The sequence below is a fragment of the Kribbella sp. VKM Ac-2571 genome, assembly GCF_004362255.1.
GTDB classification, from domain to species: Bacteria; Actinomycetota; Actinomycetes; order Propionibacteriales; family Kribbellaceae; genus Kribbella; species Kribbella pratensis.
In genome coordinates this window covers 245,410-267,326 of the sequence record NZ_SNWS01000010.1, presented here as the reverse complement: position 1 = coordinate 267,326, position 21,917 = coordinate 245,410, and the positions used below count along the sequence as shown (strand labels likewise).

The 21,917-nt window shown below is 65.6% G+C and carries 23 protein-coding genes and 1 tRNA gene; 7 read left to right on the top strand and 17 right to left on the bottom strand.

The features are described 5' to 3' along the window. Positions 1-6 precede the first annotated feature (6 nt). Positions 7-1,005 (top strand): helix-turn-helix transcriptional regulator, encoded by a 999-nt coding sequence (locus EV651_RS23305; protein WP_133787347.1) that lies wholly within the window; start codon positions 7-9, stop codon positions 1,003-1,005. A gap of 201 nt (positions 1,006-1,206) precedes the next feature. Here the strand turns inward: EV651_RS23305 and EV651_RS23300 are convergent, their stop codons facing one another. The 13 genes from EV651_RS23300 to EV651_RS23245 all read right to left on the bottom strand — a co-directional run bounded on the left by EV651_RS23300 (position 1,207) and on the right by EV651_RS23245 (position 12,912). Then, positions 1,207-1,575 carry a hypothetical protein gene (locus EV651_RS23300; RefSeq protein ID WP_133787346.1) on the bottom strand — a complete coding sequence of 123 codons (369 nt, stop codon included), beginning with the start codon at positions 1,573-1,575 and terminating at the stop codon, positions 1,207-1,209. Then, a complete protein-coding gene (locus tag EV651_RS23295; RefSeq protein ID WP_202870466.1) occupies positions 1,572-2,819 on the bottom strand; it encodes a type IV secretory system conjugative DNA transfer family protein in 1,248 nt (415 codons plus the stop codon). The genes EV651_RS23300 and EV651_RS23295 overlap by 4 nt, the downstream gene beginning before the upstream one ends. Positions 2,820-3,345: 526 nt before the next feature. Further along, a complete protein-coding gene (locus EV651_RS23290; RefSeq protein WP_133787344.1) occupies positions 3,346-4,644 on the bottom strand; it encodes a VirB4 family type IV secretion system protein in 1,299 nt (432 codons plus the stop codon). Positions 4,645-4,745: 101 nt separating this feature from the next. After that, positions 4,746-6,173: an SCO6880 family protein gene (locus EV651_RS23285; RefSeq protein ID WP_133787343.1), complete on the bottom strand. Its 1,428-nt coding sequence runs from the start codon at positions 6,171-6,173 to the stop codon at positions 4,746-4,748. 2 nt (positions 6,174-6,175) lie between these two features. Beyond that, the gene (locus EV651_RS23280; RefSeq protein ID WP_133787342.1) at positions 6,176-7,168 is read right to left on the bottom strand and encodes a hypothetical protein; all 993 of its coding nucleotides are present in this window, start codon (positions 7,166-7,168) and stop codon (positions 6,176-6,178) included. A 216-nt stretch (positions 7,169-7,384) separates the two neighbouring features. Then, entirely contained in the window at positions 7,385-7,675 is a 291-nt protein-coding gene (locus EV651_RS23275) for a DUF6112 family protein (protein WP_133787341.1), read from the bottom strand. 41 nt (positions 7,676-7,716) lie between these two features. Further along, entirely contained in the window at positions 7,717-8,658 is a 942-nt protein-coding gene (locus EV651_RS23270; RefSeq protein WP_133787340.1) for a CHAP domain-containing protein, read from the bottom strand. After that, positions 8,655-9,281 carry a hypothetical protein gene (locus tag EV651_RS23265; protein ID WP_133787339.1) on the bottom strand — a complete coding sequence of 209 codons (627 nt, stop codon included), beginning with the start codon at positions 9,279-9,281 and terminating at the stop codon, positions 8,655-8,657. Before EV651_RS23265 ends, EV651_RS23270 begins: the two co-directional genes overlap by 4 nt. Position 9,282: 1 nt before the next feature. Continuing rightward, positions 9,283-9,453 (bottom strand): hypothetical protein, encoded by a 171-nt coding sequence (locus tag EV651_RS41485; RefSeq protein ID WP_166658720.1) that lies wholly within the window; start codon positions 9,451-9,453, stop codon positions 9,283-9,285. 45 nt (positions 9,454-9,498) lie between these two features. After that, entirely contained in the window at positions 9,499-10,245 is a 747-nt protein-coding gene (locus EV651_RS23260) for a hypothetical protein (RefSeq protein ID WP_133787338.1), read from the bottom strand. A 131-nt stretch (positions 10,246-10,376) separates the two neighbouring features. Next, positions 10,377-11,231, bottom strand: coding sequence for a hypothetical protein (locus EV651_RS23255; RefSeq protein WP_166658719.1), 855 nt, complete (start codon positions 11,229-11,231; stop codon positions 10,377-10,379). Positions 11,232-11,398: 167 nt separating this feature from the next. Further along, on the bottom strand, positions 11,399-12,568 hold the full coding sequence (locus tag EV651_RS23250) for a toprim domain-containing protein (RefSeq protein WP_238157137.1): 1,170 nt from the start codon (positions 12,566-12,568) through the stop codon (positions 11,399-11,401). Between the two features lie 68 nt (positions 12,569-12,636). Then, positions 12,637-12,912: a hypothetical protein gene (locus tag EV651_RS23245; protein WP_238157136.1), complete on the bottom strand. Its 276-nt coding sequence runs from the start codon at positions 12,910-12,912 to the stop codon at positions 12,637-12,639. Positions 12,913-13,190: 278 nt separating this feature from the next. Here EV651_RS23245 and EV651_RS23240 point away from each other — a divergent pair, with 278 nt between their 5' ends. Then, positions 13,191-14,615, top strand: coding sequence for a helix-turn-helix domain-containing protein (locus tag EV651_RS23240; protein WP_166658718.1), 1,425 nt, complete (start codon positions 13,191-13,193; stop codon positions 14,613-14,615). Positions 14,616-14,735: 120 nt separating this feature from the next. Here the strand turns inward: EV651_RS23240 and EV651_RS23235 are convergent, their stop codons facing one another. Both EV651_RS23235 and EV651_RS23230 read right to left on the bottom strand, forming a co-directional pair. Further along, on the bottom strand, positions 14,736-15,848 hold the full coding sequence (locus EV651_RS23235; RefSeq protein WP_133787334.1) for a helix-turn-helix domain-containing protein: 1,113 nt from the start codon (positions 15,846-15,848) through the stop codon (positions 14,736-14,738). Next, positions 15,845-16,090 carry a hypothetical protein gene (locus EV651_RS23230; RefSeq protein ID WP_133787333.1) on the bottom strand — a complete coding sequence of 82 codons (246 nt, stop codon included), beginning with the start codon at positions 16,088-16,090 and terminating at the stop codon, positions 15,845-15,847. Before EV651_RS23230 ends, EV651_RS23235 begins: the two co-directional genes overlap by 4 nt. A gap of 218 nt (positions 16,091-16,308) precedes the next feature. Here EV651_RS23230 and EV651_RS23225 point away from each other — a divergent pair, with 218 nt between their 5' ends. The 4 genes from EV651_RS23225 to EV651_RS23210 are packed head-to-tail and all read left to right on the top strand — an operon-like array spanning position 16,309 to position 19,242. Then, on the top strand, positions 16,309-16,764 hold the full coding sequence (locus tag EV651_RS23225; RefSeq protein ID WP_133787332.1) for a hypothetical protein: 456 nt from the start codon (positions 16,309-16,311) through the stop codon (positions 16,762-16,764). 17 nt (positions 16,765-16,781) lie between these two features. Beyond that, entirely contained in the window at positions 16,782-17,264 is a 483-nt protein-coding gene (locus EV651_RS23220; RefSeq protein WP_133787331.1) for a hypothetical protein, read from the top strand. Beyond that, the gene (locus EV651_RS23215; protein ID WP_133787330.1) at positions 17,261-17,845 is read left to right on the top strand and encodes a hypothetical protein; all 585 of its coding nucleotides are present in this window, start codon (positions 17,261-17,263) and stop codon (positions 17,843-17,845) included. The genes EV651_RS23220 and EV651_RS23215 overlap by 4 nt, the downstream gene beginning before the upstream one ends. Next, positions 17,842-19,242, top strand: coding sequence for a hypothetical protein (locus EV651_RS23210; RefSeq protein WP_133787329.1), 1,401 nt, complete (start codon positions 17,842-17,844; stop codon positions 19,240-19,242). The genes EV651_RS23215 and EV651_RS23210 overlap by 4 nt, the downstream gene beginning before the upstream one ends. Before the next feature lie 220 nt (positions 19,243-19,462). Here the strand turns inward: EV651_RS23210 and EV651_RS23205 are convergent. Then, positions 19,463-19,535 (bottom strand) — tRNA-Thr (locus tag EV651_RS23205). Positions 19,536-19,562: 27 nt separating this feature from the next. Between EV651_RS23205 and EV651_RS23200 the strand changes: the two genes are divergently transcribed. After that, a complete protein-coding gene (locus tag EV651_RS23200) occupies positions 19,563-20,771 on the top strand; it encodes an MFS transporter (protein ID WP_370353191.1) in 1,209 nt (402 codons plus the stop codon). Here the strand turns inward: EV651_RS23200 and EV651_RS23195 are convergent. Next, the gene (locus EV651_RS23195; RefSeq protein WP_133787328.1) at positions 20,701-21,882 is read right to left on the bottom strand and encodes an MFS transporter; all 1,182 of its coding nucleotides are present in this window, start codon (positions 21,880-21,882) and stop codon (positions 20,701-20,703) included. The two genes, EV651_RS23200 and EV651_RS23195, sit on opposite strands and share 71 nt — an antisense overlap. Between the last annotated feature and the right edge of the window lie 35 nt (positions 21,883-21,917).

Here is a 21,917-nt window from a genome sequence, read left to right as displayed (position 1 = left end):
GTCTGTGTGGACGAGGATCGCGGCGACGCCGAGCGCGTCGCGCAAGAACTGCGGGCTGCGGCAGATGCTGACGCGGATCGTGGGATCGCGGCAGAGAAGCGATCAAGCCAATTTGGCGAGGCGCTGAAGGCTGACCGGTTGCGTGCTGGGTTGTCCCCAGAGGACCTCGCGGAACGAACTCACATGCCGATCAGTGTCGTCTATGAACTGCAGGGGAAGCTGCCTCCAGAGTCCGAGAACATTGAAAAGTTGGCTACTGCGCTTGCCGCCCGTGGCGGTGCTCAAGCAGGCTCCGCCGAGGGGCCGATCCCGGAACAGCTTGAGAACGACGCACCCCATGAGATGAAAGTGAGCGGCAATGGCAAGCCGGTGTGGGATGTCGCGGGCGCGCTAGCAGCCATTGCCCTGGTGGTGGCCGTGTTTCAGGTAGCCAAGGGGTTGCCTGGTCTACTGCTATCGGCCACGTGCTTGACTGCTCTGATCCTTGCGCTCGCCGCTGGCCACAGGCCGGTCGCGTGGCAACGTAGTATCGCGAAGGCCGGCTTCTTCATCTTTCTCGTTGCCTCGGTAGTCCTCTTCGTCGTCACCGGATCAACGGATGCTCAGACGAGCTCGTCGGCTGTCTCATCGTCAACGCAGCCCCCCACACCGACGCCTCTCGCGCCGAGTTCCTCTAGCACGACATCTCGCACCATCGCTACACCGACGTCTTGGGAGCCGGCCGAACCCCCGAGGCGATATGCGATCCGCGAAGGCAGTTCCGTATCGCTTTTCGGTGGCGCATTGGTGGTCGGGGTGACGTACGTTTTCGACGGTTGGGCAGCTTTGACACTTTCAACCCGCGGCCCAGAATGCCAGCCGAACCTCGAGCCCGGCCGCAAGGCTCTCATCGCAGATCCCGACCGGAATCGCTGGTACGAGGTCAGGCTGACCACCCTGGACGGAAAGCAGGTGACGGTCTCAGTCGAATGGGGCGCCGGGAACCGACCGTCGGAGCCCTGCTAGTCGTGCAGGCGTCAGCGCCTCATTCCTGAGACCCCGGAACCGTGTCCGTTACACGGTGACGGCGAGTGGCCAGGCCACCTCGAGGGGCCTGTTCGGTGCGGCCAGACGCATCCTCGCGCAACCGGGGCAGGGCCTTTCCGCGGCCGCTCTTAGTCGGTTGGGCGCATGGAAGAGGTCCGGGAAGCTCGACCCGCGTGTCGATCAGGCCTCGGGGCGGTGTTCGGTTCTGGAGCAGCCGAGGCGGGAGGTCCATTCTCGGAGGCGGCGCTGGGCTAGGTCGAGTTCTCGGTGGAAGGCGAGAGGGCTGGAGGGGGCGGCGTCTTCGAGGTATGAGGCTTCCCAGAGGGTGCGTAGGGCGGAGAGTTCTTCGACGAGGGCGCCGTGGTAGTACCAGCAGGGTGGGATGAGTTTGTGGTCGAGGTTGTAGCGGCCGGCTAGCCAGTCGACCCAGTCGGTGAGGCGGTCGAGCTCCTCGGTGGCCGTCGCCGAGTCGAGGTCGCGCCAGCAGATGATGAATGGATCGTCGGTGGCTAGGTCGAATGACTTGAGCAGGTCGTCGCGCGGGCTCATTCGGTCGGCTTTCCGCGGAGAGCTGCGTGGCCGATGCTGGCGCGGATTCGGTCGGCGTCCGGTCTGGCCGGCCATGGCGTCATGTTCAGGAGGATCGGTGGTGCTGTGCGCGCGAGCAGGATGCCGGTGCCTAGTGGGAGGGTGCGGATGACGTCGGGCGGGAGGATCGGAATGCGGCGAGTGCTGGTGGAGATGGTGCGGTTGCCGTCGGGGCCGCGGCTCCAGTTGCGGATCTCCTCGTCGCGGTCGCCGCAGACAGCGGCGAGGTCTTGCAGGTCTCGAGGTTGGGCTGAGCCGCCGAGGATCAGGCGGAGAGTTGCGGCGTCCCACAATGCGGCGGCAGCCTGCTCGCCCCATTTGTCTCTGGCCTGGGCGAGGGACTGGATGACCACGAGGGTGGAGATACCCGATCCGCCGCCGTCGGCCATCAGTGAGGGAAGCGACGGCACGGCGCAAAGGTTGGCGATCTCATCGAGGATGAGTGCGAGCGGCGGCTCGAGGCGGCCACCGGGGTTGCCGGCGGCTAGTTCGCGGGCAGTCTCGGTGATGTCTTCAAGAAGGGCCGCGATGAATGCTGACGTGGCGCTCGCTCCGACGCCGGTGCCGAGGAGGTAGATGGTGCCGCGGTCAGCGAGGAAGGTCTTGGGATCGAGTCCCTCACCTTCAGCAGGGTCGAATGATCGGCGTACGGCGGGATCCGCGAGCGCCGAGAGCGCGGCGCGCACGCCCGCCCAAACGGCGTCTCTGGTTCGGCCGTCCATTCGGACGATGCCGTCGAGCGTGTCGCCCCAGCCTTCCGCAGCATCGTCGGAGCGGTTCAGGATGGTGACTGCTTCGATTGCTGAGGCTGGTTCGAGGCTCCATCGGTAGAGCTGCGCGACGCCAGCACCGTCGATGGCGGCGGCATGGAGCAAGCCCCGCAACGCCATCTCCGTCTGCCCGTGCCAGAATGCGCCGTCGGATACACCGCCCTTTGTGAACCCTGCTCCCGCCGCGAGGCCGCTGGCGCGAACGATGGCAGTGGTGGGGTTCTCGCAGCCGCGGACGGGCGACCAGCGGATGCCTTCGACCTGTCCGAGGCCTTGTGGGTCGAAGATCGCGACTGGTCCTGCGATTCGGCGCAGTTCGACGGTGGCGACGAGGTTGTCCGGCCGGGTGGACGTCGTCACGACGGCGCCGGGCGCGTCGATGATCGCACCGATGATCTGGTGAAGACCTTTGCCGGAGCGAGGCGGTCCCAGCACGATCTCGGAATCCTCGACCGAGGACCAACACTCTCGTCCGCGGGATCGTCCCAGGTACCGACCGACGTCTGACGGCTTCGGTCGACGTACGGCGGGGCGGGCGGACTGACCTCGCCGCAGTACCTGGCTTCGTCCAACCGAGGCATCGACATCGGCAGCGGTAGCGAGGCCAGGACGCCTGGCAAGGGACCTGATACGGCGTGCGGCGGCAGCATCTCGCTTGGTCCATAGATAGCGGCCAACGCCGGCGCCGGCAACTGGAACGATCAGTATGACCACGAGCACGATCCAGTAAACAGCCGGATGAAACGCGCCGGGATGCAGCCCGAAAACGCGTGCCGGATCGCGTGGGCCGAGCACCACCTGGAGTGCATCAGGCCACGACGTGCGGACCCATTCGTGTGTTGTGAGCAGGCTACTGAGTCCGCCGGCGACGTAGAGGATCCCCGCGCAGGCGAGCAGTACTCCCCCGCCCATCATGATCAGGTCCGACAGATCTCGGGGCGATCGCCCACGAACGTCCATGTCACATCCTTCCGTCAGTGTCGAACAGCCGAACCTCGCGGGCATGGCGAACGAGCTGTACGACGAACGATCGGCTGGGCAGCCGCCACAGGGCACGGCCCTTCGGGAGTTTCGCGATCGTGGACAGCTCGACGTCCGTGAGTCCGAGCAGTGTTGCCGTACGGGCAAGCTGATCGGGTTCTTGGCGAAGCATGATCCGTGTGGAGCAGTCCGCCAACAGTCCTTCGGCGAGAGCGCGGGCCTCGGAGCCGAGATCGCCGACAGCTGCAAGGTCGGACAAACGGTGGACGATCAAGACGTTGGAGACGCCCCAGGCGCGGGAGAGCTTCCACTGTTCCTGCATGCGACGCAGCAGTGCGGGATCCCGCATCACCCGCCATCCCTCGTCGTATACGATGAACCTCTTACCGCCGGCCGGATCTGTAACGGCCGCCTCCAGCCAGGACGATGCACAGGCCAGCGTCAGGCGGAGCGCCTGGTCATTGCCTCCAGCACCGATCCATGAGGAATCGAGCGTCACCATCGGCAGCGACGGATCGAATCGGGTCGTGGACGGACCGTCGAACATGCCCGCGAGGTCGCCATGCACGAGTCGCCTGACCGCATGTGCGAGCTCTCGGCTGTCGGCCTCCGACGTACTCTTGCCGCTCTCCGGCGAGAACAAGGCCCCGACGACGTCAGGGATCGTCGGGACCGGGAGCTGAGATGCTCTGTCGATGGCAACGTCGAGGGCTGTGTGCTCGACCGGCGTCAGCGGACGGCCGAGCGTGGATTCGGCGAGGGTGCCAAGCAGTGCGCGCCGTCGCGACCTGACAATCCGGCTCCAGTCGTCGTCAGTCACTTCTCCCGGGCGGCTTCCGGCGTCGAGTGGGTTCAGCCTCGTCGACAGGCCTGGGCCAAGTTTGATGACCGATCCGCCGAACGCCTCCGCAACCGGTGTCCACTCGCCTTTTGGGTCGCACGGTACGTAGGCCTTGTGGCCGAGCGCGATCGATCGCGTGATCAGGGCCTTGGCGGTAGTGGACTTGCCGCTGCCGATGACCCCAGCCAGGAGCACATTAGGGTTCGTAATGATGCGGGCCTGGTAGAGGACCCAGGGGTCGTAGACGAATGATCCTCCGCTGAAGACGTCGTTGCCGATGTAGGTGCCATCGGCCCCCAACCCCCCTTCTGCGAGGAACGGGTAGGCGATCCGAAGGATTCGGGTCGTCGCGCGATGGTCGTCGACCAGCAGCGGTAGTCGGCGGCGTAGACCGACGGTCTCAGCCGGCGCCTGTTCGGGCGGAGCCTCAGTGGGCACGACGTACGACGCACGACGCTGAGCCGAGCGACTCGCTCGACGATTGGCACGTCTGGTTCGGCGGTCTGTCTCACTAGGCTCGAACCAACCGGTACTCGGCGTCATCCGAGACCAACTCCAAACGGCAGGGCCGCAGCCAGGAACCCCTCGACCTGCTGGCCGACGAGACGCCGTACGTCGAGCAGCGCCTGGGATGCCGCGATCTCGATCTCGGTGCACGCTTCGTCGAGTGCGTCCTCGGTGTCAGCTGAAACGGCGATCAGTCCGAGCCATCGCACATCGCCATGCCCGGCGGCTAGATCCTTCTCCCGTTGGGCAACGTCGGCGTCGAGCTGACGGTCTTCCTCCGTCTCCAGTTGACCTACACGCTTGCGGGTTGCGCGGTCCGTCACTCGCTCGACCTGGTGACGACGAGCGTCACGAAGTGCCTTGCCGACTGGCACCGGCTGTAACACGAGCGAGAAGGTTCGCCGGATCCCGGGCTTGAGCAGGAGCGGACTCAGGAAGGACGCCGTCGCCCGTAGGCGCGGCCATTCGGTCACGACGTAAACGCGATGAAACGACGAGTCGGTGCGCAGGTGGTCCCAGGTGGCGTCGACGGCGAGCGGTGCGGCGTCGGCAGGGTCGATGTCATCGAAGAGAGTTCGCGTCGCCGCGGGATCAAAGGCAACTCGCAGGCTTGATGCCAGGTCGGCAGCGTTGAGCCAGGCCCCGGCAACGCCGGCGGCGGCGAACGAGGTCTGGAAGGCGCGCGATTCCGAGTCGAGGACTGCCATGGCTCCGGCCAGTCCCCCGCCGTACTTGCGAACCTCCTTGGACACTGCGTCGAGGTTCAACGCGAAGCTGAACAGGGTCTCGTGCCTGGCCGCCGCGGGAGCTGCATGCTGCAGCAAGTCGCTGTAGATCGCTCCGGCTGGACTGGTCGTGTCGAGACTGCGCTTGCGAGCCCACTCGCCCAGCCCATCACCCGGGTCCGGGATCGTCCGCTCGAGAATCTGCGCTCGCGCGATCCGATTGCTCTGGCACAGCCCAGCAACCATGCGTCCGTACGCCGCTACACGTCGATCCTGCTCGTCAGAGTTCTGGAGCAGATGTGCGGGCCCTTCGATCCTCGCGACCGCGATTAGCCGTCGGCGGCGCGGATCGTGAACCGCGCCGATAGACGATCGCGTGTCCAGGATCCGCAGCGGACTCGCTTCTCCGGGCAGTTGCAGGTAGCCGTGCCGTCGAGGCGTGAGGACGTTGGCTCGGTACGACTGTTGTTTGCGCCCACTTCGCATGACATGAGCCGTACGCAGGACGACCCACCGGTACGCCGGCAGACCCTCGAGCCGTCCGAATGCGATCATGCCGCAAAGCAATGACGTGGCTAGGCCGACCAATCGCGGCAGGGCTGGCCAACCGGAAAGCAGTGACAGCGCGGCCAGGATGATGCCGACGACCAAAAGCATCACCTGGATCGGTCTGAGACCGAGCAGCAGCGAGTTACGCTGCGGGCGTGGAAAGCGTGCGGAGAGCGCGCTCGGCATCCTCAGCCTCCTTGTCCCGAGGCCTGGCCTGCGCTGCCTGTTGCGCCACCTGCCGGGCCAGAGTCCTCGCCTGCCGTCGCCGGTGTTGCTGCCGAGGGTTGGACCGCCACATCTGGAGTGCTCGTTGACTGGCCCTCGCCGTCGACCGTGCTTGTCACGGAGTCAGATCGTTCGATCGACTCATCACGTCCGCCGCTTGCCGACTCGTCATCAGGCGTGTCCCCGTCGCCAACGACCGGTGACGGCTCGTCCTCGTCCGAGCCGGTGAGGCCTGCGGCGACCCACTCTTGAAGGCGTTCGAGCTCCTCCTTGCCCTTCTCGACTCCAGCCGACCCTTCCTGGAACACACGGGTCATCGCGTGTCCCTGATCGCCAGCCCAGTGAATGAACGAGTAGGTGGCCAAGGGGGCGAACGCCGCCATGCCGACCAGCAGGATCCCGGCGAAGAACGTGCCAAGGTTCGACGCATTTCCTTGTCCGGACACCCCAACGGCGGACAGGCCCAAGGTGAACACGAGAGCCATCGCGATCTTCGAGAACAACAGCGCGCCGACGATTTCAACCCACCGGCGGAGCCAGTGCCTGGTCGCCGACCAGGTCCAGCTGGCCATCGCGACCGGGGCGAAGACAACAAACGCCACCAGTGCGACCTCGCGTACCAGCATCACGAAGTACAGCGAGAACATCGCGAGCAGCCCGAGCTGGACAGCCAACAGCAGAATGCCGCCGGCCGTCCCCGCGGTCAGGAATCCCGTAATGTCGGTCATCCTCTTGATGCCGTCGGCTGTAGCGGCCTTGCCGAGGATGCCGGTGGAGATCTCGTCGACAAGCTTGCCGCAGCTCGCGATGACGCCGACTGCCAGCGGCACACCCGCTGTTCCCAGTAGCGCTCCGAGGGCTGCTTGCCCGAGGCGGCCGGGTTCGCGGCGGATGGCGGCTGAGATGCACTGCAGGGTGAAGACTGCAACGAGAATCGGAAGCGACAGTCCGACCATCAGATCAAGGTTGTCCTGCCACCACCGTTGGTCGAACCTTGGCGAAGTGCTCGTGCCGAAGGTGTGAAACACCGTCGCCGAGAGATCGGCCAGTCCGTTGGCCGACCATCGGAGGAATGAGTCCCATGCCGAGTTCGCGGCCTTCTCGCCGACACTGCCGACGACGCAACTGACAGGGTTAAGGAGGCAATCGCTCCAAGCCATTGGCTGGTCCTCCTAGCCGATCTGGATGCCGCTGAAGAAGCGGATGATCGGGTTGGCGGAGGCGATGAGAATCGCCGCGCCTGCTGCGATCAGGCAGCCGAGCTTGCCGCGGCCGGCGTAGTGGGAGTTGTTGCCGAAGCTACCCACCGCCCATGCGGCTGCGGCGATCACGAATGCGGCCACGCAGATGACGAGGCCAAAGGTCTGCAGCGCACCGACGATCTGGCGCAAAGCGGGCAGGCCGGGGAGCCCGTTCGAGTTCGGAGTCACCCCGGGGTCTTGGAGGTAGAAGAAGCTGAGCATGCGTTTGCCTCCTGGCGCGGGACAGCGCCAATGGGTTGGTTTCATATGGTGGGGTAGATGGGTGGCGCCCAGCCCAGGTAGGTGGCACCCCAGCGTTGTTCGATCGACTCGACGTCGACGAGGTACACACCTCCCTGGCCGGGAACCCGGTCGCCGATGTCGTTGGACACGATGCGGCCGTTGCCGACGTACACGGCGACATGCCCGTACGGCCCGTCCGTCGACCAGAACAGCAACGCGCCGACTGGTGGCCGGCGGTCGTCAGGGTGCGCGTTCCCGCTGTCGACCATCTGGGTCCATTGCTCGGCAGCAGACGTGTAGCCGGAGTGTGAGCGTCCCCAGATGTTCGACGCCAACCGCGCGCACAGTTGGTAATAGCCCTGACGTCCAACCAGCTTCAGCGCCCGATCGACGGCGGCCTCAGCACCCGGGATCTGGCCGGTGTCACCAGCGCCCCAGCTGCCGCACGCACCAACCGTTGGCGTCGCGCCCACAAGATGGACCGCCGCCTCATAGTTGCTGCGGTAGTTGTCCCCGTCCGCGAACGCCGACCTCTGGACTGCCTGCGCGGCCATCCACGGCTCCATCGAAGTCCAGCCAGGCACGTTCGCCAGCGCGGCGTAGAACAGCTCTGCCGCGCCGGCTGGGTCCATCCGAACGTAGAGAGGCCCCCAGCTGTCGCGCTGCTGGAACAGACCACGTGAGTCGGGCCCGGCCGTGTCGCCGTGGTCGATGTTCCGAAGCGATGACTCGGTCATGGCCGTCATGACCGCGATGACCTTGCCGGCAACGCCTACCTCAAACCTGTCGCCGACGCCGACGATCACCGCCAAGTTGGAAGCCTGCTCAGCATCAAGGCCGACCGCGTTCAAGGTCTGGACCGCCTTGCAGGTATCGGCACCTTCGCCTGCGACGGCCAGTGGTGCCATCAGAGTGGCGGCGGTGACCAGCAGGGCACCGGCTGCCGCGAGTTTGATGATCACTGCGGCAGTTCGTTGGATGCGGACCAGAATGTGCACCGTGGACGGCAGATCACCCCGATCGTCAGATGCCGTGCCATCCTGGTCGTCTCGCCGTCGACCACACTGTCCTGCGTGCCGCGGACCACGAACCCATGCCAGCCCAGGGGTGCCCGGGGATCCCGAGCGAGTGCTTGCAGCTCCGGAGTTGTCGCGGCGGTCACGTCGCGCACGATGGCGCGCGCGTTGTGGACCTTCAGCTCCTCCCACTGGCTGACGTACGGAAGCATGCTGCGGGCAACCCTGCCCGCGTCCGGCGCGTCCACTGGGTCCGCGAAGATGGTGACCGCGTCTTGCCACTGGGCGTAGGTGTGGACCGTCGAGTCGTAGGTCCAGATCGTCGTACCGAACGCAACGGCGTATCGCTGCGGGTCCGTGGTCACCGGGCGAACCCACGCAGCGAGCTGCCCTTCGGGCGTTGCCGGTGTGCTGGTTCCGATGACCTCACCACCGCCAGGCCGGTCGGGCGTCCCGCGTGCCACGTCCGGCGTGTCGTCCCAGCGGATCACGAGGGCGAAGATCACGACGACGAGCAGGACGAGGATGATGAGTGGGACGGCGAGCTTCGAGTTCATGACTCGACGCATGTCAGAGTTCCCTCCGTATCTTCACCGGCCGGAGCCGGACGATGAGTGCATGTGCGATCGGCGGCGGGATGATGCGGATCGCCGATTGCAGGCGCAGGTAAAACCGGAGCTGCGCGCGGTAGTACCGGCCTAGCCAGCTGCGGCGGCGTGGACGTGAGCCGATGTTGTTCATAGGAGCTCAACGTTTGAGCCTTCGTGACCCTTAAGTAACTTCGGATCAGGCAGTTCGAGCGAGGCCCAGTCCGCAGCGGTCATGCCACGCGGTGCCCGGCGGCTGGCCGAACCGAGCGCGTCTGACGGGCGTCCGAGGCGACCTCCCGGCGGCCTTGTTGATCCACCGCTGAACGGCTAGATCCGCGAAGACGACGTCGGGCGGCTGCCCGCACGCGAGGCGTGAGAGCGCGGACTTCCGGATCTCTCCGGCGTGAAGCAGCCAAGCCAGTCCGTCAGCTTGATCTTTGGGTACGCCGATGCCGCGGACACGCGCGGCGATCGCGTGCCTTGTGAAGCTGGGTCCGTCGGCCGCGACCTCCAAGCGCCGCCGTACCTCGCCGACCGCAAGCCCGGCACGCTCCAACCGGACGCCGATCCGATCGAGCAGCGTACCCAGCTCCATGAGCATGCTCGGCTGCTCGGCCTCGGGTATGAAGTCGATCAGGGGATGCCGCTGACGGCGCCTCGCTTCCTGACGTACGACGTCGGCCAGCCGCCACCGCACCATGTTCGCCAGATAGCCCCAGGTCACCCGACCTGTCGGAGGCTTCTCGGCCAGCCGGCGACAGCGTTCCCACGCGAGAACTCGTGCCATCTGCGCCGCCTCATCGTTGCCCAGCGCGGCGCGAAGCCGGCTGGGCAGCTCGGCAACGATCCGTCGCTCGATGGCCGTGGCGAGTCGTGTGGACGGCCCCTCTGCCCAGTCCGAGTCCGCAGCTTCGACCAGGAGCGCCTGAAGTTCTTCAGTCATTGGCTCACTCCGTATCCCGATGTCTCGGACCGTGGCCCGAGATTGACCTCTTGTTTGCTTGCGGCACCAATCTCGGCGTACGCCGGACTGATCTGAACCCGGAGCACGAAGTCCCGGACTCCTGGAGTTCTTCACAGCGCCGGACCGACCGGCGACGGACTCGGGTCGTCCAGCTCCGGCAGGTGCTGGCGCCGCGGCTTGTAGTCCTCCAGCGGCCGCGTCGACACCATCGCGTCGTACAGCCGCTGAGCGCCGTCCTCGGTCTGCAGCAGACTCGACGGCGTGTGTCCGTCCGGGATCTCTACGGCGCGGACGCGCTTGTAGAAGTAGGACAGGTCTGGATGGGACGCGAGAGCCCTGCTCCGCCACTCCTGATCGCCATCCAAGGCCACGATCACCGTGTCGGTCACCGTGTAGCGGTACAGGATTTTCGCCTGCGCCGACGACATCTGTGAGCCGCACAGCGGGATGCCGGCCCATCGCTCGCCGGCCTTTCGGCCGAGGTTCTCGATCGCCATCGCATCAAGCGGATCGTCGACCACAACCACCAACGCGCCCTCCGTGAGGATCTCCAGCTGCTCCTCGACGCCGACGAGCGCATTCGACGGACGGTGGATCAACGTCGTTGGCGACGCCTCGAAGGCCGGTTTCGCGCCCTGGCCGATGCCGACAAACCCGACCGGGTCCAGCCGTTCATCCCGCGCCAGGATCATCAACTGATCGCGGAAGACGTCGACCGCTGTCCCCTCTTCGGTCCACTCGGCCAATCCGGCTCTGATCAGGGTGCGGAAGTCGAATCCCTTCTGCAGCAGGTGATCGGTGAGCCGTGTGTACGAATCGGGTGCGTAGCCGATCTTCCACGTCGATTCTGTGCTCAGAACCGCACTGGCGCCGCGGTCCTGGAGTTGCTCGGGAGGCCAACCGACATTTTGCTTGAGCAGCTCCATCCGGAAGAACGTCCTCGCCGCCAAGTGAGCGACCATCATCCGCTGACGCTCACCACTGACCAGCTCACTCTCGGAATCAGACGACACCGCATTCATCAGGACCTCCGTTAAGCCGACAACTCGATGGCTACGAAGGTCGTCCCACTACGGCTGGCAAAGAACCCGGACTTCGACATCAAGGACCACCGGATTCAGCGATTCCGACGTCACAAGGAGGGCCCGGGGTCAGGCGGATCGGATGCTGTCAACGAGTCCAACGGACGGTTCGGCAGAGCCCTTCGCGTCGATCGCCCCAGGGTCTCGACAACCTCGCGCGAGACGATGTCCTGATCGAGCTCCAACACCTTCGCGAGCTCCCCCAGTTGTCCAGCAACCTTGTCGTGCGGCAGCCGCGCCACGAGCGGAGCCACTCGACGCAAGGCATTCACCCGGCCGCTGATGTGATCTAGTACCCGCGACCACCGAGCCAGCTCGACCTCAATCGCCAACTCAGCAAGCGGCCTGGGAGAACTCAGCGCCTCGAACAGCCGATCCGCACCAGCCGGTGTCTCAAGCAACGACGAAGGATCGTGCCCCGACGGGAACTCCGCCACAAGCACCCGCTCGAACACGGACGACAAGTCATCCAGCCACCTCACCGCAGCAAGGCGACCGCCACCGTCTGCATCGACTCCCACGATCGCGGTCTTGCTGCCGGAGCACTGATAGACCATCGAAGCCTGATGAAACGAGAGCCCTGTCCCGCACACCCCCAGACCGGCCCATCCTCGAGACGTCAGCCGACTCAACTCATCCACCGCCGCCGCATCCATCGGACCCTCAACAAAGACGGGCGTTGCACCGCTCTCCAAGAGATCACGCTGCTCGACGAGTCCGACCAGCGTGTGAGACTTCTGATAGATCCGCGTCGTCGGCGAGTTCAAGTACTTCGCACGTCCACCCCGAGAACGCCCAACGAATCCGACTAGCTCCTCCGCTGCATCCCAGGCAGGAAAAATGATCCGGTCCCGGAAGCGATCGACCAGGTAGCCCTTCTTGGTCGCGCTCGCCAGACCTGCGGACAGCAGAGTCTTGTCATCGAAGCCGTGTGACCTGAGATGGTCGACCAACCGCGCCCAGCCATCCGGCGCATACCCAATCTTCCAAGGCGAGCTGGACCTCAGGACGTGCCCAAGCCCACGCTGAGCCAAGTGCGCGGCCGCCCATCCCATTCCGGACCGCAGCAGCTGCTCACGGAAGAACAGCCCTGCCGCGAGGTGCGCCTCCATCAACCGACGATCGTCACTGGTCACCGCGCCATCACCCAGCCTCAAGCCGACACTGACATCTCCTCGAAGCTCGGCGGTGACGGTCGGCAGCGGAACCCAGATCTCCAAGTCAAGGAGTCTTGGATCAGTTTCGCGAGGTCATGCGATCCCTGACTCGAGCAGTGGAGCGCGCGCTCTCAAGGCAGCTCTGGCCCACGCACAGCTTCAAGGCGCTCACCATCGATCGGCGGGCCGTGCTCATCGACCGGCGCACGTCGCGCCCGCCGTCGTACGTCGTTCGCGTCTGGGCGCGGGCTCGACCGCTCCTCTGGCGAGTCGGCATAGAGACCTGCCGACCGGGCCAGCTGACCGCCCATCTTGTCGATCGCCTCGTCCAACAGCTCGATCGCGTGCCGGATCGACCACCTCAACGCCTCCGCATCGGCGGGCAGTTGGTCGCCCGGTGGTTCCATGTCGCGACTCGATGCCTGGGGCTCTGGCCGCATCGCCGCCTCCACTGTCACTCATTGCCGACGACAACTTCTTCACGTCAGGCTCGATGGAACGCCGGGTGACCGACACCCAGACAGCGACATCCAGGAGTCCTGGAGAAGGCATCGGTAAGGGCCGACCTACGCGGTCGACTGCGGCTCAAACGTTGAGCAGTCCTCTGGGCATGCCGTGAGAGGCGGTACGTAAGACAGGAGGCCTGCGAATGGCAAGGGGACCGTTGCCCGTCGGAACGTGGGGTGTGATCACGTCTCGTGTTGTCAGCCGAGACGAGAAGGGTCAGGCGCGGAAGTTCGAGGCGCGTGCGTACTTCCGTGATATGGATGGACAGACCCGGCTGGTTGCGAGGTGGGGAAACACCGCAGACCAGGCCAAGAACCGGCTTCGGGAAGCTCTGAAGGCTCGCCAGCGGATCGCGGGCGCAGGGCATCTGAAGTCGACCGATCGGGTGTCGACCGCCGCGGAGTTGTTTCTGGCAGAGGTCCAAGATCTCGTTGACCAGGACGTACTCGCGCCCGGGACTTACCAGACCTACAGGTACCAGTACGACAAGAACCTCGAGTCACGCATCGGCGAGCTGCGTCTGATCGAAGCGAGCACACCTCGCGTCAGTGACGTCATCAAGGCGATCAGAGACGAAGTTGGCGCCGCCACCGCGAAGACCTGCAAAAGCATCCTTACCGGCACGTTCGTGCTCGCGGTCACACACGGCGCGTTGACTGCGAATCCAGTGCGAGAGATCAAGATCCGGGCCACGTCCACGAAGCGGCTGCCGCGGGCGCTGGAGGTCGATGAACGGGAGCAGTGGTTCGACCTGCTCCGTCAGGACGAGCAGGCAGTCAAGGCCGACCTGATCGATCTCAGTAAGTTCATGATTGCCACCGGCGAGCGCATCGGCGAAAGCTTGGCCGTCACGTGGCGGGACCTGAACCGCGAGACCGGTGAGATCGACTGCAGCCACCAGATCCAGCGAATCAAGGGCAAAGGCCTGGTACGGCGTAGGGTCAAGTCCTCAGCCGGGGATCGCATCGTCGGGTTGCCAACCTGGGCGCTGGAAATGCTACTCGCCCGATGGACACCAGGAAGTTCATTGGACGCACCGATCTTCCCGGACAGCAAGGGCGGATTCCGGGACCCACACAACGTCCAGAAGGCCCTGCGCAACGCCCGCCGGCCGGTCGGCGGCCAGCGGCGGCAGCAGCTGGGGAAGATTCTCCGCGACCACCGCCGTAAAGCCGGTTTCACGCAGGACCAGATCATTGCAATGCTCGGCTGGCGCAAGACGCGGATCAGCCTGCTCGAGACCGGACGTGTGCGGCTGACGGCCGAGGAGGCGGTCACCCTGGCCGATGCCTACCGTCTCACCAGGATCGACCGATCCGCCCTACTCGAACTCACAGAACTGGCCGGCATGCGCTCGCTGGCTGACGAACTCGAATGGGTCACGGCCCACGTGTTCCGGAAGACCACCGCGACGATCCTCGAGAACGCCGGGCAGACGCCCCGACAGGTCGCCGACCAACTCGGCCACTCCCAAACCTCAACCACGGTCGACGACTACTTCGGCCGACGACGCCGAAACCCCGAGGCCGCCGAACACCTCGAGTTCGCCATGAGACACATCCACGACCAGGATCGCCAACCATCGGCCGAGCCCGAGTTGTAGCGCAAACCGCTTCCACGAGTTCATGTCGGTCTGATCGGCCGCGACCAGCGCGAGGTTACCTGTGGTACAGAGGCGTTCGACCAGGCTGCGCCAGGCTCGTCATCGGTTTCGCGACAAGACTCACCGCATTGCCGAGTCGTCCAGCTTGCGCCGCACCTTTGCAGCCAGGCGCCATGCGGCACTCTCATCAACGTCATAGGCGCGGATCGCGGCGGCAAGGCCAGGATGTATTCCGACTTCTGCTGCGAACGCCACCACCTCTTCCCGACTCTCAAGCTTGATCAGCTGCCTGATTCGTCCCTGGAGAATGGTTGTCTTCGCAAAGTTGTTCGCCGCGGTTTCGCCGCCATCCTCGTCATCCGCGCCTTCGAGTTCGATGACGCTCTTGCGCCGCGGGTGCAAGACGATATGCCCGGATTCGTGGAAGAAGCTGAACCACAGGCTGTCTTCGTACTTACCGCGGTCGGTGAGCGCGATGAGCGGGCGCTCGGGACCTAGCCAACGCACCGCAGCCGAGGCACGAGTGCCCTCGATGCTCGGCGTGTACACGACGGCTACACCCGCTCCCGCACAGCGCGTCTGAAGAACCTGGAACGACTCTTTGAGCGGAGCAACAGTCAGCGTTGGCAGTTCCGTGAGCAATGCGGAGAACCGTGCCTTGTCATATGGCGCGACATCGAGACCGTCGGCCTTCCGTTCTGCGAGCCTGAGCCACAGAGAGGTCGCATGCGGATTTGCGCTCCACTGTTGCGCCCGGCGGAACGACAGCACTGTATCGGCGTAGACCGTGTCGTACGCCTTGGGTTCGGCCACCCCAAAGAACTCGAGAAGTTCCTCGATCTGGGTCTCAATCGCGCTTCCGGCCGTGATGATGTGGTGCTGCAACAGAACGTTGCGTGGGAACTCTGCGAACCAAGTTCGGTGTTCGGTAAGCGCCGCGTGGGCCTTCGCTCGTTGCTTGTTCGCCTGATTGATCGCGTCTGCCTGCGTGAGGATCACGGCCGGGATTCCAAGGGCACGCTCCAGCCGCAAGGCAGTGTCTGCAGACAAAGGGACAGCATCCTGAACGACCTGATTGAGGTGCTTGGCCGAAACTCCGGCGCGCGCGGCGAGGTCCGCTTGGCTGAGGCCGCGTGCTCTGATTTCCAATCGGAGGAGCTCGCCGGGGGTGACGCCGTAGTCATGCTCGAGCGGCTGGGGTGTCGCCGCTGAGTGTGCGGTGCGCGGGGTCATGAACGGATCGCCTCTTTCAGTGACAGGCCGACCGCCAGTATGGCGACGGAGAAAACGGCGCTGAGGTTGGCTGAGTTGTGGTCGACCGCTAGCTGAATGCCTTGGTCGTCGATGGGCCGCAGGACGACGCCGGTGATGTCCGTGCCGTAGTGGAAGTCAGACACGTCCGAGTTCGCGAGCCTCGTCAGGCTGATGCCCCGGAAGGCCGCCAACTGGACCATGGTCTCGGCGTACTTGATCACAGTGAGTGTGATCCGCAGGTCGTTCCTGACTGTCACCTCGAGGCAGGTGAGTGACGAAGGCCTGATCGCCTCCGCGACATCGTCGCCAAGAGGAAGGATCTTCAAGGCGTTCCACCTTTACCGTTCCGGTAAATCCATTTGGTCTATACTGATCTCGTAAAGCATACCGCCGGTTCGATCGCCGACCGGTGCAGCAGCACCACTTAGGAGGACAGATCATGCGGGTCTACGTACATGACTCCGAGGGTAAGCGGGTGATCGAGGCCGACGAGGACTCCTCGCTCGTGGAAGCGGCAGGCATCGATGGTGGTGACGCCCGGATCTGGATCGAGGACACCGACGAGCCGGTTGCGGTCGACGCGAAGGTCGGAGTGCTCTCCGACCGTGCCGTTGCCGCGATCCACGTCGGCAAGGGCCAGATCACGGTGTCCGTGACGTACAACGGTCAGACCAGGTCCGACGCCTTCGGGCCGGGCACCAAGATCGACAAGGTGCTTGACTGGGCCGTCGGCTCGCACGGTTTTGACATCCCGGTGGGCGACCAGGACGACTTGGTACTGCGCGAGCACGGCAGCCCGGAGGACCTGGACCCGGACACCCACATCGGGACCTTGGCCGGCAAGGGCGACACCCTGGCGCTCGATCTGGTCCCCGGCGAGCGGTTCGCCGGCTAGATCGGGAAGTGGACAGTATGGATCCCGATGAGAGGGCCCTCGTCGATGACCTTGAGTCGATCCGGTTCCTCGCTGCAAGCGACCGCGGCTACTGGCGGCTGGTCGCGCGCGACAACACCCTGGTGACCTTCGAGTTGGCGGCCCGCACGGGCCGTCAACTCGGCGTCCGCCTGGACTGCGCCGGATATCCGGCCGTCCCACCGACCAGTCAGCTGTGGTCGGTCGAGGCCGATCAGCCGCTGCCTGTCGCTGAATGGCCGACAGGCGGACGGGCGAGCCAGGTGTTCAACCCAAACTGGAGCCAGCGGTACGGCGGGGCGTTCTACTACCCGTACGATCGCCGCGCTCTGGAGGGCCATGGCGGATGGGCGAACGACCACACCGGCCACGTGTGGACCGTCGATACGACCGTCGTTGATGCGCTCTACCTGCTCCGCGAGATCCTCCGCAGCGCCACTGGTCCCGCGCCGAAAGAACTCGCGGCTGGGGAGGCCTCGTGAGCGCCGCCGGGAGCAACGGCGTCATCGACGCAGCGGTCGCCGCGGCTCCGTTCCAGGTGTCACGGTGCCAGTGGAACCGCCTCCTCGCTGAACTGGCCGAACGCGGGGACGACCGGCGGGAGTCCGGCGCATTCCTTCTCGCGGACCGCGAAGGCACCCAAGTGCGGGCGGTCGCCTACTACGACGACCTCGACGCCCACTGCCTCACCGGTGGCATCAGCTTCGCCAGCAGCGGGTTCACTGAACTGTGGCGTATCTGCGAACAGCAGCGGCTCACTGTCGTGGCCGACATTCACACCCACCCAGGCGAATGGGTCATGCAGTCCAAGATCGACGCGACCTACCCGATGATCGCCCGCCGCGGACACGTCGCCGTCATCGTGCCGAACTATGGGCATGCCAAATCCGTCACCGAATGTGGCGTACACATCTACGTCGGATCCCACCAGTGGATCGAGGTCACACAGGACGACGTCAAGGCGGTCGTAAATGTCTACGGCATCTTCACCCGCGCCCAGGTCGAAGAGTGGAAGGCTGCTGGCGCTCGACGTTTCAGTCGGCTCCGCGGAGGCAGCCTGTGAACATACAGATCCCGAGCCCTCGGGAGTTCTCCAGGCCGGCCAAGGCCCTCGTCGACGGCGGCGCCGTCGCAACGTTCGGCGACGCACAAACGCTGCTGGCAAGGACCCGTCCGCAGATCATCACTGGCCCTGATTGCGTCACCGTGGCGCGCCACGCGGCACTCCTCACCGCTGTGGAGACGACCCGGCGGGCGTTTGGTGAGGTCGACGTCCACCTCCCACGCCGGGTCGCAGACGCCCTGTGCACCATGCCCGGTCAAAACCACTCCACCGTCGCCGAGGTCGTCCGCGATTCCGGCGGCCGCCTCGTGACGATCGACGCCCTCGCCACCACCGTCCCAACCATCGTGATTGGCACCACAGCCTGGGTCGCCGACATCACTCTGCAGGTGACGTGGGATCGCTGGGTCGCACACGTCGACCATGGCGGTCGTCATTTGCCCGAGCGCGGCAACATGACACTGTCCGCGGTCGCCGCGGCGGCGCTCGCGGTGACTGAATGCTTCAAGAGGACACTGGGCACACTCGAAGCCTGCCATCGGAACCGAACACTGAACCTCTGGCGGCCCGGACAAGACCACCACGCCGACAGCATGGCTCCCGCTGACGATGACACCGCGGGGCCTGATCTTCGGCACTTGCCCTCAGCTGTGTGGTTCGTTGGTCTCGGACATCTCGGCCAGGCCAATGCGTGGTGCTGGACGCTCCTCCCGTACGCCGACGCTGCCGAGTGCGAGATCTATCTGCAGGACTTCGACAAGGTCAACCGCGCCAATCACACGACCGGGATGTTCGTCAGCGCGAGCGACGAAGGAGTCATGAAGACCCGCGTCGTCGCCGACGCCCTCGAACAGGCCGGCTTCGCGACGCGCATGATCGAACGCCGCCTACTGGCGGAGACTCGGCGGCATGACACCGAGCCGGGGCTGGCGCTCCTCGGTGTCGACAAAGTCGAACCTCGACGCCTCATCAGCGATATCGGCTGGAAGCTTGCGATCGACGTCGGGCTCGGGTCTGGGCCGATCGACTTCACCGCTGTGAGCATCCACACCTTCCCCGCCACGAAACACTCCAAAGACGTCGCCGCCTGGCAGACGAACGGGTCGAGTCGCCGCTCGGAGACTGCCCAAGAACAGAAGGCATACCGAGACGCCCGCGCAGCGGGAGCAGACGCATGTGGCCTCATCCAGCTCGCTGAGACCGCTGTCGCGGCGCCGTTCGTCGGTGTCGTCGCAGCCTGCCTCGCAATCGCGGAACCGCTCAGGATCCTGCATGGCGAGCCTGCCAACACGAGCCTCACGTTCGACATCGGCCGCCTCGCGCGGCCGCGCTCAACCCTCGGAACCACCACGCCACGAATCGGATTCGTCTCGGCAGCCACGCTCGCTGACGTGTGACCAGGCTGCCCATCCGCTCGGCGGTCCTACCGCAGAAACGAGGATGGGCCTTGGGACGGCAAGCTGAGCCCACGCGATAGCTGTCATCAAGCCGTGGCATTGCCGTTCACGGTTGCCCGCAGAGTGACATCCTCGGGCCAACTCTTAGGCAAAGTAGTGAGTAAACCATGAGTTTGGGCCCGGAAGTTCATCACTTCCGGTTTATATCCCCAGGTCAGAGAGCCGGTGAGGGGACTCGAACCCCTAACCCCCGCTTTACAAGAGCGGTGCGCTGCCAGTTGCGCCACACCGGCCGGTGTGCGGATACATACTAGAGGATTGTGTGGGGCGTGCTGCGGGGGTCGGGGGCGTTTCGGGCGTTGTGGGGGGCTCGGGCGGTGTCCTTCTTGGGGGACTCGCTGGGGCTTGTCGCGTTGCTGTTGTATGTGCAGGCGTCGACGGGGGCCGCGATCGCGGTGGCGCTGCTGCTGTTGGCGGGGGACTTTGTGCCGGGGTTGTTCGGGGCGTTCGCGGGGGTGGTGGGCGATCGGTTCGATCTGAAGCGGGTGATGGTGGCTTGCGACCTCGTCCAGGGCGTGCTGACGGTCGCCATGGCCCTCATCCTTCCGCCGCTCGCGGTGCTGCTGGTGATGGTCGCGGTCAGGAGTGTCACGGCGCAGGTGTTTCAGGCGGCTTCGCGGAGTGCGATGCCGGCGCTGGTGCGGGACGATCAGCTCGAGGCAGCGAACTCGGCGCTCGGGGCGGGGACGAACGGGCTGGAGGCGGTCGGTCCGATCATCGCGGCAGGGTTGTTCCTGGTCACCGACGTACGCGGGATCCTGCTGATCGACGCGGCGACGTTCTTCCTTTCCGCGGGCCTGCTCACGAGGCTGCCGAAGATCTCACCGCCCGAACCGACCAAGAACAGTGTGTTCAAGGACGCGCGTGACGGGCTGGGATACATCCTCACAACAGCCCCGATCCGCGTCATCGGGCTCGGGTTCTTCGCCATCGTCGCGTTCAACGGGGTGGACGACGTCGCGATGGTGTTCCTCGCGAAGGACGAGTTGCACGGGAGCGACTCGGCGTCGGCGACGTTGTACGCCGGGGTGGGCATCGGGCTGATCATCGGCTTCGCGATCCTGGCGCGGTACGCGGGCCGGCTGAAGATGCCGGTCCTCATTGTCCTCGGGTTCGCCGTCAGCAGCGTCGGCAACCTGGTCACCGGGCTGGCCTGGGCGATCTGGGCGGCACTCGCGCTGCAGGTGATCCGCGGGCTCGGGATCGCGGGCATCGACGTCGGCGTCAACACCCACCTGCAACGCGTCGTGCCGCCCCAGTTGCGCAGCCGCGTCTTCGGCAATCTGTACGGCGCGATCGGTCTGGCGGCCGGGATCTCGTACGTGTGCGGCGGGCTGCTCCTGCAGCACACGGACGCCCGTACGACGTTCGTCGTCGCGGGCGCCGGCGGGTTGATCGCTACGGTTGCGACTGCGCTCGGAGTTCGGCGATCGGGCGACGAAGAGCGCGAGCGCCCGGTACGGCGATGAGCGCGATCACGGCCATCACGAGGAACGCCGCCAACGGGTGACCGACCAGCAGGCCGACAACGACCGCGACGACCAGGCCACCGAGGTTGCCGGCCATCCAGATCAGGCCGGCGGCGGTCCCTTCGGCTTCTCCGGTACGGCGCTCGACGAGCTCGAGCACGATCGGCAACGCCGGGAGAAGGAGCAGGCCGATCACGGTGATCGCCACGAAGCCAGTGACCGCCCCGGGGGCGAGGGCGAGTAGTACGCAGGCTGCGGCGGTCACGGCGAGGCTGACGACGAGGAGGCCGGATTCTGCGCGGCGGCGTACGACGAGGATCGGGATGGTGGCGCTGCCCACGACGCCGGCGATGACCTGCAGCAGGAGGATCGTGCTTGCGGTGCCGCCGCTGACGCCGGCCGGTTCGAGGAGCGCTTGGGCGAAGGTGCTCATGGCAACGAAAACGCCGAACGGGAAGATCGCGAGCACGCACAGGCGGCGGATCAACGGGTCGCCCCAGGCGGCCGCCAACGCACCGCGGTCGGGGCGTCGAGCTGCGGTGGTGTGGGATTCGACGGGGCCGCGGATGGCGGCGGCCAGAACGATTGCCGCCAGGACGCAGAAGACCGCGCTGACGGTGAGCATGGCAGGGATGGACGAGGACGTGGTGAAGACGGCGGAGAGCAGGAAGGCGATCACCATGCCGGCGAAGATGCTGGCGGTGCCGATCGCGATGCCGGTGGGCCGGTCCTTCTCCTCCAAGTAGTGGCCGGTGATGCCGGTGACGGCGTTCAGGACCAGCGGCTGCGCGATCGACGCGAGGATCTGACCCGCGAGCAGCCAGCCGAAGTCGTCACCGATCAGCCGCACCACGGCGCCGACAGCAGTCAGTACGGCGCCCGCGATCAGCGCGCCCCGGAACCAGCGGTCCAGGGCCAGACCGCACGGGATCGCGAGTACGACGTACAGCAGCGGGAAGACCTGGGCGAGCCAGCCGATCGCGCTCTCGGACACGCCGTACCGGGAGGCGGCGACGGTGGTGACGCCTGCGAAGTTCAGCCAGACCAGCTGGGTCGCCGCGCCGACCAGGGAGTAGCCGACGATCGCCGACCACCGGCTCCGGATTTGCATGGGCGCACTTTACGGCCTAGGCGTAGAAATGAGAC